A 10,044-nucleotide genomic window follows, 5' to 3' on the forward strand; every position below is an offset into this window, starting at 1 on the left:
CGATAGCACATGATCCGACAACGCACATTGAAAAACATGATCTGGGGGACAGGCATCGGCTTGCATACCGGCAAGAAGGTGTACATCGGTCTGCGCCCCGCCCCCGTCAATACGGGCATCGTCTTCCATCGCAGCGACCTCGAAGGCGGAGCGTGGATCAAGGCCGATCCCCTCCATGTGGTCGACACCTGCCTGTCCACCAACCTCGGCAAGGAGGACGCGCGGGTAGCCACCATCGAGCACCTCATGTCCGCCCTCGCCGGTCTGGGCATCGACAATGCCTTTGTCGACCTCGATGGCCCCGAGGTGCCCATCATGGATGGCAGCGCCGCTCCCTTCGTCTTTTTGATCCAGTGCGCCGGCATCGAGGAACAGAACGCGCCCAAGCGCTTCATCCGCATCACCAAGACCCTGCGCGCCGAAGACGCCGATCGCTGGGTACAACTGGAGCCCTACGAGGGCTTCAAAGTCAGCTTCACCATTGACTTCGACCACCCGGTCCTGAAAAACGGCGGGCAGGAAGTGACGGTGGATTTCGCCCGCACCTCCTACCTCAAGGAGGTTGCCAGGGCCCGCACCTTTGGCTTCATGCGCGAGGTGGAAACCCTGCGGCGCATGGGATTGGCCCTGGGCGGCAACCTCGACAACGCCATCGTCGTCGACGATTACCGGGTGCTCAACGAAGAGGGGCTGCGCTACACCAACGAGTTCGTGCGCCACAAGGTGCTGGACTCCATCGGCGATCTCTATCTCCTCGGCCACCCTTTGGTGGGGCACTTCTCCGGCTACAAGTCCGGTCATGCCCTCAACAACACCCTGCTGCGCGCCCTTCTGCAGCGTCAGGACGCCTGGGAATTTGTGGATTACTCCACCAAGCGCGCGCCTTTTTCCTTCGTCGAGGCCACCGCGGCCGCCTCGGCCTGAAGCCCTTCGAGGGTATCCGCCAGACGCCGCAAGGCGGCCGCGAGATCACCGGATAGGCCTTCGGCGGCCCCGCGCAGGGCGGGAGGGGCGCTCGCCGGTATCACCCAGGTCCGGCGCAGGGGGCGCGTGGCCTGTGCCGGCGGCAAGGGCCGCACCAGCGCCTCGATGCGTTCTGCCGCCTCTGCGGGGAAGGCCGCGTTCCAGGCCTTGAGGATCTTTTTCTCATGGCGGCGCAGCCAGGGCACCCAAACCGGGCTCTGGCAGAGCACCCGCAACACGCCTCCGGACCAGGAAAACAGCCAAGTGCGGTCCTGTGCCTCCAGGGGCAGCAGGCCATTCCAGGCGGGCTGACGCGCGCGCAGGCGCAGGCCCTCCCGGTAAATTGCGCCCACGTCACCCGCCGCAACACCGGAAATCGGGCGCCATGGAGACCGGCTCTTACCATTCATGGTCATTCATGCTACGTTATTGGGCAGTTTTTGCCTAGGTTTATCCGCTCATGCTTGGAACCATACTCCGTCGTGTCGTTGGCAGCCGTAATGACCGTCTGATCAAAAACGCCCGCGCGGTGGTGGCGCAAATCAACGACCTGGAACCCCAGATCACCGCCCTGGACGACAGCGCCCTGGCGGCGCGCACCGATGCCTTCAAGGCACGCCTGGCGCAGGGCGAAGGTCTGGACCAGATCCTGCCCGAGGCCTTTGCCGTGGTTCGCGAGGCGGCGCGGCGGGTGCTGGGGATGCGCCACTTCGATGTGCAGCTCATCGGCGGGTATATGCTCCATAACGGCAAGATCGCCGAAATGCGCACCGGCGAGGGCAAGACCCTGGTGGCTACGCTGCCCGCCTATCTCAACGCCCTGACCGGCAAGGGGGTGCATGTCATCACCGTCAACGACTACCTGGCCAGCCGCGATGCCGAGTGGATGGGGCGGGTGCATCGCTTTCTGGGCCTTTCCGTAGGCACCATCATCTCCGACCTGGCCACGGAGGAGCGGCGCGCCGCCTATGCCGCCGACATCACCTACGGCACCAACAACGAATTCGGCTTCGACTACCTGCGCGACAACATGGCCTTCTCTCCGGCCGATCGCGTCCAGCGCAGCCTGCACTATGCCATCATCGACGAGGTGGACTCCATCCTCATTGACGAGGCGCGCACCCCGCTCATCATCAGCGGTCCCACCGAGGAAAATACCGACCTCTATTATCAGGTCGACCGGCTGATTCAACACTTCCAGGCCGATGCAGACTATACCGTGGATGAAAAGGCCCGTCAGGTGCTGCTCACCGAAGAGGGCATCGAAAAGGCCGAGCGGCTCATGGTGGAAAACGGCCTCCTCCGGGAGGGCAACCTCTACGACGTCAGCAATGTCACCCTCGTCCACCATCTGAATCAGGCCTTGCGCGCCCACGCCATCTACCGGCGGGAAACGGACTACATCGTCCGCGATGGCGAGGTGTGCATCATCGATGAATTCACCGGGCGCATGATGAGCGGCCGGCGCTGGTCCGACGGTCTGCATCAGGCGGTGGAGGCCAAGGAAGGAGTACAGGTCCAGAACGAGAACCAGACCCTCGCCTCCATCACCTTCCAGAATTATTTCCGCATGTATGAAAAGCTCTCGGGCATGACCGGCACCGCCGACACCGAAGCCTTTGAGCTCAATCAGATCTATGGCCTGGAGGTGGTGGTCATCCCCACCCACCGCCCCGTTCAGCGCAAGGATTTTGCCGACCTGATCTACCGGACCAGCCGGGAGAAGTGGAACGCCATTGTCGCCGATATCCAGGACTGCCACGAACGCGGCCAGCCCGTTCTGGTGGGTACCACCTCCATCGAGCACAACGAATTTCTTTCCGCGCTGCTGAAAAAGGCCAAGGTCCCCCACCAGGTGCTCAACGCCAAGCAGCATGAACGGGAGGCGGAAATCATCGCCCAGGCCGGCAAGACCAAGGCGGTCACCATCGCCACCAACATGGCCGGTCGCGGTACCGATATCGTCCTCGGCGGCAATGTGGGGCATCAGGTGGACATGGTCCTGGCCAATCCCGACCTGGATGAGGCGGAGCAAAGCCGCCAGGTGGAGGCCTTGAAAGGCGGTTGGCAGGCCCTGCACGACGCCGCCATCGCCGCCGGCGGTCTGCACATCGTGGGCACGGAACGCCACGAGTCGCGGCGCATCGACAACCAGCTCCGCGGCCGTGCCGGCCGCCAGGGGGATCCCGGCAGCACCCGCTTCTACCTCTCCCTGGAAGATCCCCTCATGCGCATTTTCGGCAGCGACCGCCTGGGCACGCTCATGCAGCGCCTGGGCATGCAGGAGGGCGAGGCCATCGAGCATAGCTGGGTCACCAAGGCCATCGAAAACGCCCAGCGCAAGGTGGAAAACCGCAATTTCGACATCCGCAAGCAGTTGCTGGAATACGACGATGTGGCCAATGAACAGCGCAAGATCATCTATCAGCAGCGCAACGAGTTCATGGACGCCGGCGACATCAGCGCCACCATCGTCAACCTGCGCGAGGACGTGCTGGGGGCCATCCTGGAGGACTACGCGCCGGCCGGGGTGATGGAGGAGCAGTGGGATCTGGAGGGCCTGGAACAGGCCATCGACCGGGTCTTTGGCCTGAAACTGCCGGTGCAGCAATGGCTGGCGGCGGATCATCGTCTGGGCTTCGAGGGACTGCGCAGCCGCATTCTCGATGAGGCCCTGGGCAACTACGCGGCCAAGGAGGCCCTCATCGGCGCCGAGGTCATGCGCCACTTCGAAAAGGCCATCATGCTGCAGGTCCTGGACAGTCAGTGGAAGGATCATCTGGCGAGCATGGACCACCTGCGGGAGGGCATCCATCTGCGCGGCTACGCCCAGAAGAATCCCAAGCAGGAATACAAGCGCGAGGCCTTCGCCCTCTTCAACGCCATGCTGGAACGGGTGCGCATGGAGGTCATCGAGTCCCTCTCCAAGCTGCATGTGAGCAGCGAGGCCGACCTCGCCGCACTGGGAGAAAATGGCCAGGAAGGGCAGCCCCTGCTCTTTTCCCACCCCGACATCGCTGCCACCGATCCCCTGGCGGACCCTGCGGATCCCGCGGATCCCGTGAAGGCCATTCCCGTGGTCGGCGGCCCCAAGATCGGCCGCAACCAGCTCTGCCCCTGCGGCTCCGGCAAAAAATACAAGCATTGCTGCGGTCGCCTGGATTAGGCAAAAGGACCCTTCATGGCCGTCGGCATCTCCGCCCCACAGCACCTGGACCCCATCTCCGGAATTCGGCTCAGCACCGCTGCGGCGGGCATCCGCTACGCCGGCCGCCAGGACCTGACCCTCATCGCCCTGGAGGCCGGCACGGCGGTGGCCGGGGTCTTTACCCGCAACCGCTTCCGCGCGGCACCGGTCATCGTTGCCGAGCGGCACTTGGCCCGGGGCAGCGTCCGGGCGCTGCTCGTCAATACCGGCAATGCCAATGCCGGCACCGGCGCCGAGGGCATGGCGGCGGCCGAGGAAAGCTGCCGGATCGTTGCCGCAGCGCTGGGTTGCCGTCCCGAGGAAGTGCTTCCCTTTTCCACGGGGGTCATCGGCGAGGTGGCGCCCCTCGCCGAGCGCATCGGCGCGGCCCTCCCCGCCTGCGCCGCCCGCCTGCGCCCCGATGCCTGGATCGAGGCCGCCACGGCCATCATGACCACGGACACCGTAGCCAAGGGCTATTCCGTCCGGGTTGCCCTGGACGGGGTGCACTTCACCGTCACCGGCATTGCCAAGGGCTCGGGCATGATCCGTCCGGACATGGCCACCATGCTGGCCTACATCGCCACCGACGCCCCCCTGCAGGGGCCGGCTTTGGAACGCTGCCTGCGCGATGCCGTGGAACGCTCCTTCAACCGCATCACGGTGGACGGCGACACCTCCACCAATGACGCCTGCATCCTCATGGCCACGGGCAAGGCGGCCATGGACCCCATCCGCACGCCCCAGGACCCCGCCTACGGCCGGGTGGCAGCGGCGGTGGAGGCGGTGGCCCTGCAGCTCGCCCAGGCCATCGTTCGCGACGGCGAGGGTGCGACGAAATTCATCCCCATTACCGTCGCGGGCGGCCGCGATCCCGAGGAATGCCTGAAGGTGGCCTACCGGATGGCCCATTCGCCCCTCATCAAGACCGCCTTTTTCGCCTCCGATCCCAATTGGGGACGGTTGCTGGCCGCCATCGGCGCCGCGGGCATCGACGATCTGGATGTGGCGAAGGTGCAGATCTGGCTGGGTGGACTGCGCATCGTCCGGGACGGCGCCCGGGATCCCGACTACCGCGAAACGGCGGGCCAGGCGGTGATGGCCGCAGCGGAAATCCCCATCCGCGTGGACCTGGGACGCGGTACGGCGGAGGAACACGTCTGGACCTGCGACCTCTCCCACGACTACGTGCGCATCAACGCCGATTATCGCAGTTGATGCCGTCCATCGTTCCCGTCGCCACCGGCATCCTCCAGTCCTCCCAAGGCCAGGTGCTGGCGGATCTGCGTCCGGAAGGCAAGCCCTGGCCGGGTTATTGGGAATTCCCGGGGGGCAAGATCGAGGTCGGCGAAAGCCCGGACGCGGCCCTGGTACGGGAGTTGCGCGAGGAACTGGGCATCGCGGTGCGTGGCGCCAGCCCCTGGCGGGTAATGGACTTCGCCTACAGCCAACGCACGGTGCGCCTGCACGTCTTCCGGGTGACAAGCTGGGAGGGTGAGGCCCATGGCCGGGAGGGGCAGGAGATCCGCTGGCTGGACCCGGAAGATCTGGCCAGCCTGCCTTTTTTGCCTGCCAACCGCCCCATCATCGCCGGTTTGCTGGCGGAAAAACTCCCGCAGCCGCCCCTCTGTCTCGTTGCCGACCCCCGGCGCCTCCCCAGCGATCAATTGCTCCCGGCGCTGGCGGCGGCCATGGCCGGCGGTCTGCGCTGGATCGTCCTGCGCCTCAAGGAACGGCCCGACCCAGCCCTGCGCAGTCAGCTTTTGCGCCTGGGCGAAGCCGCTGCGGAACGCGGCGTGCGGGTCTGTCTCAACAGCCCGGAAGCCTTGTCCGGACTCCGCAGCGATGGCCTGCATCTGACCCAAAGGGCCCTGGAGGAATGGGGCGAAGAGGGGGGCATACCCCGTCCCTTTGGCGTTTCCTGCCACGATGCCGCTTGCCTGGACAAGGCGGCGCGGCTGGGGGCAAGCTATGCCTTCCTGTCGCCCCTCTTTGCCACCGCCACCCATCCCGATGCCAAGCCTCTGGGTGTGGATGCCTTTGCTGCGCTGGCGCAATCCAGCAGCCTCCCGCTCCTGGCCCTGGGCGGGATCACCCCGGAGCGGGTGGCCGCGGCGCGGCAGGCCGGGGCTGCCGGGGTGGCGGTGTTGTCGGGCATCCTGGAGAGCCGCGATCCTGCCGCCAGCGCACGAGCCTATGACGCGGCATGGATGACCAGTTCCGGCCCACTGGGATAGAATGGAACAAATCCCCTCAGGAATGTCCATGCCGCAAATCTCCGTCGTTATCCCCCTCTATAACGAGATCGACAATGTCGTTCCCCTCTGTGCGGCCCTGGCCGCTGCCCTCGGCACCGCCGACGCCGAGATCATCATCGTCGATGACGGCAGCCGTGACGGCAGCTCCGCCGCCCTGGACCGGGAGGCGGAGCAACGCGGGGAACAGTTCAAGATCATCCATCTGCAACGCAATTTCGGGCAAACGGCGGCCATGCAGGCCGGCATCGATGCCAGCCGGGGCGAGGTCATCGTGACCCTGGACGGAGATCTGCAGAACGATCCCCAGGACATCCTCCCCCTGGCCCAACGCCTCCTAGCCGAAGACCTGGACGTGGTGGCGGGCTGGCGCAAAAACCGTCAGGATGGGCTCTTGCTGCGCAAGATCCCGTCGCGCATCGCCAACCGCCTCATCCGTCGCATCACCGGCGTCTGGCTGCACGACTACGGCTGCACCCTCAAGGCCTATCGCGCCTCGGTCCTCAAGGGCGTGCGCCTCTATGGCGAGATGCACCGTTTCATCCCCGCCTGGCTGGCCACCCTGACCTATACGGACCGCATCGTCGAAATGCCCGTACGCCACCACCCGCGCCGGGCGGGGCAAAGCAAATACGGCATCACCCGCACCTTCCGGGTCCTGGTGGATCTCCTCTTCGTCAAATTCTTCCTGGGCTACAGCCAGCGGCCCATGCATTTCTTCGGCACCATCGGACTGGGCTTCCTCAGCCTGGGATCGCTGATGCTGCTCTACCTCTTCATCATCAAGTTTACCCTCGGCGTGGAGATTGCCGACCGGCCCATGCTCATTGCCGGCGTGCTGTTTTTCCTGGCGGGTCTGCAATTCCTCAATACCGGCGTGCTGGGCGAGATGCTGGCGCGGATTTACCACGAATCCCAGGATAAAAAGACCTACGTCGTGCGCAGCAGTATCCACCTCGATCCCCCGGCGTGAACCCCATCCCCATCCTCATGTACCACAACGTGGCCCGCGCCCCCCGGGGAGCGAAGCTGCGCGGCCTCTATGTGAGCCCCGGGCGCTTCGCGCGGCAGATGGTCCTGCTGCGGCTCCTGGGCTACCGCGGCCTGTCCATGACGGCGGCCCTGCCTTACCTGCGCGGCGAGCAACGCGGCAAGGTGGCGGTGATCACCTTTGACGACGGCTATCGGGACAACCTGGAAAACGCCCTGCCCGTCTTGCAGCGCCACGGCTTCAGCGCTACCTGCTATGTGGTGAGCCAGGCGATCGGCCGCTACAATCACTGGGATGCCGAGATCCTCGGCATCCGCAAGCCGCTCATGGATGCAAGCGAACTGCGCGCCTGGCAAGGGGCCGGCATGGAGATCGGCGCCCACGGGCGCCAGCACCTCCGCCTGCCCGACTGCAGTCCGGCGGCGCTGGAAGGCGAAATCATCGGCTCCAAAGCCGATCTGCAGGACCTCCTCGGCCAGCCCGTCACCCAGTTCTGTTATCCCTACGGCGCCGCCGGCCCGCGGGAGGCCCGGAGCGTGCAGGCGGCGGGCTTTGCCGCGGCGGTAACCGTGGCCCGGGGCCGGGCGCGGGCGGGAGCGGACCCCTTTCTGCTGCCGCGGATCCTGGTGGGCGGCCACCACGGCCCGCACCTGCTGCCCTTGCAGTTGTTGAGCGCCTATGAGGACAGGCGGTGAGGCTCCTCTGGGTCGGCACCAACCCGGGCGGCGGCGGCACCGAGACCCACCTCATCACCCTCAGCCGAGCCCTGGTCGGGATTGGCGCCGAGGTCCATGCCGTCGTCCATCCCCAGGGCCGGATCGCCGCGGCCCTGCGTGGCAGCGGCGTGGTCCTCCACCCCGGCCATTTTCGCAACAGTGCCGATCTCGGCGGCTTCCGCGCCGTGCGGCGCGCCCTGCGCAACACCCGCCCGGACTGGCTGATGGGCAGCTTCAGCAAGGAATACTGGCCGCTGGCCCTCCTCAGCCGGACCCAGGGCATACCCCTGGCGCTGTTCCGCCACATGGACCTGCAGATGCGCCCCGGCACCCGCTGGCTGCTCGCGCGCTGGCCCCTGCGCCTCTTCGCCATCTCCCGCTATCTGCAGCAACGCCTCATCGCCCAGGGTCTGCCGGGCGAGCGCGTGGAGATGCTGCCCAACCCTTTGGTCCTCGCCGATTACCGGCGCGATGACGATGCTCGTCGGCAACGGCGGGAGTCCCTGGGCATCGGAGAGGAGGCATTGCTGGCGGGTTTTGTGGGGGCATGGCATCGCGGCAAGGGGGTGTTTACCCTCGCCGACGCCATCGACGCCGCCCATGCCCGGGATGCGCGGGTGCGGGGGCTCTGGATCGGCGGCGGCGCCCATGAAGCGGAATTGCGCGCCCGCCTGGCAAACCGCCCCTGGCAGCACGTCATTGGCTGGCAGGAAGAGGTCGCCCCCTGGTACAGCGTCATGGACGTCCTGGCCCTGCCCTCCATCGAGCCCGACACCTTCGGCCGCGTCTGCCTGGAGGCCCAGGCCTGCGCCACCCCGGTGCTCGGCGCCGCAATGGGCGGGATTCCGGAGAGCTTCGCCGACGGCACAACGGGCCTGCTGCTGCCCCCCGGCGACAGCGCTGCCTGGAGCGCTGCCCTCCTGCGTCTCGTCCGTGATCCCACGCTGCGCCGGCAACTCGCCGCCGCCGGACCGACCTACGCCGGGGGTTTCGACGCCGGTGCCATTGCCCGCGACTTTCTCGCGGCCCTGGGACGATGACAGGGAAGAGCCGAAATCTTATGATACAGCCACGATGTTTGCGGGGATTCCCCCGGGAGAGGAAGCCATGAAAGCGGCCCTGGTGACACCGTTGCCCGTGGCAGGATGCCTGGAAGGCGAGCAACGATCCGAAATCCGCCATGGGTGTGTAGCGGGGCAGGTCTATGCCCTGACCGGAACGAATCAATCATAGCGCCAATGTCCCGTCCCCTGCCCGCCGCGCCGCGCCGCATCCTCCTCATCAAGTCCCATAGCGCCGGCATTGGCGACATCCTGCGCAGCTCGGCCGCCTGGGCGGTGCTCAAAGAACGCTGGCCCGAGGCGGAACTGCACCTGCTCTTTCTCACCCGCTGGCCTGGTTACCCCAGCGAAGAACTCATCCGCGAACACCACCTCCTCAGCAGCGCCCATTTTCTGCCCATGGCCGAAGGCCGCTTCCTCGGCATGCGCGGCGTGGGGCCCGCAAGCTGGCGGCGTCTCCTCCCCCAGGTGGGGGAAATCACGGCGCGAATCCGGCCCGATCTCATCATCGACCATGAACCCCACGGCCTGGAAACCACCCTCGTGGCCCGCTGGGCCAAGCGCCACAGCGGCGCGCCCACGGTGGGGGTGGCGGAGGTCCCCGGACGTGGCCTGCTCTACGACCACGCCGCCCCGGGCCTACGTCGCTACGCCGCTCGCCAGGGCCTTGACTGGCCCATGGATTACACGGAGCGGGACTTTGCCGCCCTGGCTGCCTTGGGCCTCGCGCGCAATGGCCAAGCCATCCTCCTTCAAGAAACCGCCGCAGGGCACTATTGGAGGATGCAATTGGCAGGCGATCTATCGCCCTTCCTTCCCTTCATCGGCCTCAATATTGGCTGTGGCACCCCTGATGCTCAAGGAAAACGCC

Annotated in this window: 9 protein-coding genes; 8 read left to right on the forward strand and 1 reads right to left on the reverse strand. The window is 66.2% G+C overall.

What is annotated here, in order from left to right; all coding sequences use genetic code 11:
* Positions 1-9 precede the first annotated feature (9 nt).
* Positions 10-924: a UDP-3-O-acyl-N-acetylglucosamine deacetylase gene (gene lpxC / locus ACP5MM_RS06835; protein WP_427930777.1), complete on the forward strand. Its 915-nt coding sequence runs from the start codon at positions 10-12 to the stop codon at positions 922-924.
* Here the strand turns inward: lpxC and ACP5MM_RS06840 are convergent.
* Positions 864-1,316 (reverse strand): DciA family protein, encoded by a 453-nt coding sequence (locus tag ACP5MM_RS06840; protein ID WP_427930778.1) that lies wholly within the window; start codon positions 1,314-1,316, stop codon positions 864-866. The two genes, lpxC and ACP5MM_RS06840, sit on opposite strands and share 61 nt — an antisense overlap.
* 107 nt (positions 1,317-1,423) lie before the next feature.
* Between ACP5MM_RS06840 and secA the strand changes: the two genes are divergently transcribed.
* The 7 genes from secA to ACP5MM_RS06875 form a co-directional block, all read left to right on the forward strand.
* Positions 1,424-4,129, forward strand: a complete 2,706-nt coding sequence (gene secA / locus ACP5MM_RS06845) for a preprotein translocase subunit SecA (protein ID WP_427930779.1) — start codon at positions 1,424-1,426, stop codon at positions 4,127-4,129.
* A gap of 15 nt (positions 4,130-4,144) precedes the next feature.
* Positions 4,145-5,368 (forward strand): bifunctional glutamate N-acetyltransferase/amino-acid acetyltransferase ArgJ, encoded by a 1,224-nt coding sequence (gene argJ, locus ACP5MM_RS06850; protein WP_427934304.1) that lies wholly within the window; start codon positions 4,145-4,147, stop codon positions 5,366-5,368.
* Positions 5,368-6,387 carry a Nudix family hydrolase gene (locus ACP5MM_RS06855; RefSeq protein ID WP_427930781.1) on the forward strand — a complete coding sequence of 340 codons (1,020 nt, stop codon included), beginning with the start codon at positions 5,368-5,370 and terminating at the stop codon, positions 6,385-6,387. Before argJ ends, ACP5MM_RS06855 begins: the two co-directional genes overlap by 1 nt.
* Positions 6,388-6,415: 28 nt before the next feature.
* The gene (locus ACP5MM_RS06860) at positions 6,416-7,378 is read left to right on the forward strand and encodes a glycosyltransferase family 2 protein (protein WP_427930782.1); all 963 of its coding nucleotides are present in this window, start codon (positions 6,416-6,418) and stop codon (positions 7,376-7,378) included.
* Positions 7,375-8,091, forward strand: coding sequence for a polysaccharide deacetylase family protein (locus tag ACP5MM_RS06865; RefSeq protein WP_427930783.1), 717 nt, complete (start codon positions 7,375-7,377; stop codon positions 8,089-8,091). The genes ACP5MM_RS06860 and ACP5MM_RS06865 overlap by 4 nt, the downstream gene beginning before the upstream one ends.
* Complete coding sequence (locus ACP5MM_RS06870; RefSeq protein ID WP_427930784.1) at positions 8,088-9,152, forward strand: glycosyltransferase family 4 protein; 1,065 nt, start codon at positions 8,088-8,090, stop codon at positions 9,150-9,152. The genes ACP5MM_RS06865 and ACP5MM_RS06870 overlap by 4 nt, the downstream gene beginning before the upstream one ends.
* Positions 9,153-9,350: 198 nt before the next feature.
* Positions 9,351-10,044, forward strand: a 694-nt coding sequence (locus tag ACP5MM_RS06875; protein ID WP_427934305.1) for a glycosyltransferase family 9 protein, incomplete at its 3' end; no start/stop codon positions are given.

The sequence above is a fragment of the Acidithiobacillus sp. genome (assembly GCF_049965315.1).
Classification (GTDB): domain Bacteria; phylum Pseudomonadota; class Gammaproteobacteria; order Acidithiobacillales; family Acidithiobacillaceae; genus Acidithiobacillus_B.

Bases quoted from the DNA above. Each gene is read 5' to 3' on its own strand.
- lpxC (WP_427930777.1), top strand. From the start codon at position 10: ATGATCCGACAACGCACATTGAAAAACATGATCTGGGGGACAGGCATC.
- secA (WP_427930779.1), top strand. From the start codon at position 1,424: ATGCTTGGAACCATACTCCGTCGTGTCGTTGGCAGCCGTAATGACCGT.
- argJ (WP_427934304.1), top strand. From the start codon at position 4,145: ATGGCCGTCGGCATCTCCGCCCCACAGCACCTGGACCCCATCTCCGGA.
- ACP5MM_RS06855 (WP_427930781.1), top strand. From the start codon at position 5,368: ATGCCGTCCATCGTTCCCGTCGCCACCGGCATCCTCCAGTCCTCCCAA.
- ACP5MM_RS06860 (WP_427930782.1), top strand. From the start codon at position 6,416: ATGCCGCAAATCTCCGTCGTTATCCCCCTCTATAACGAGATCGACAAT.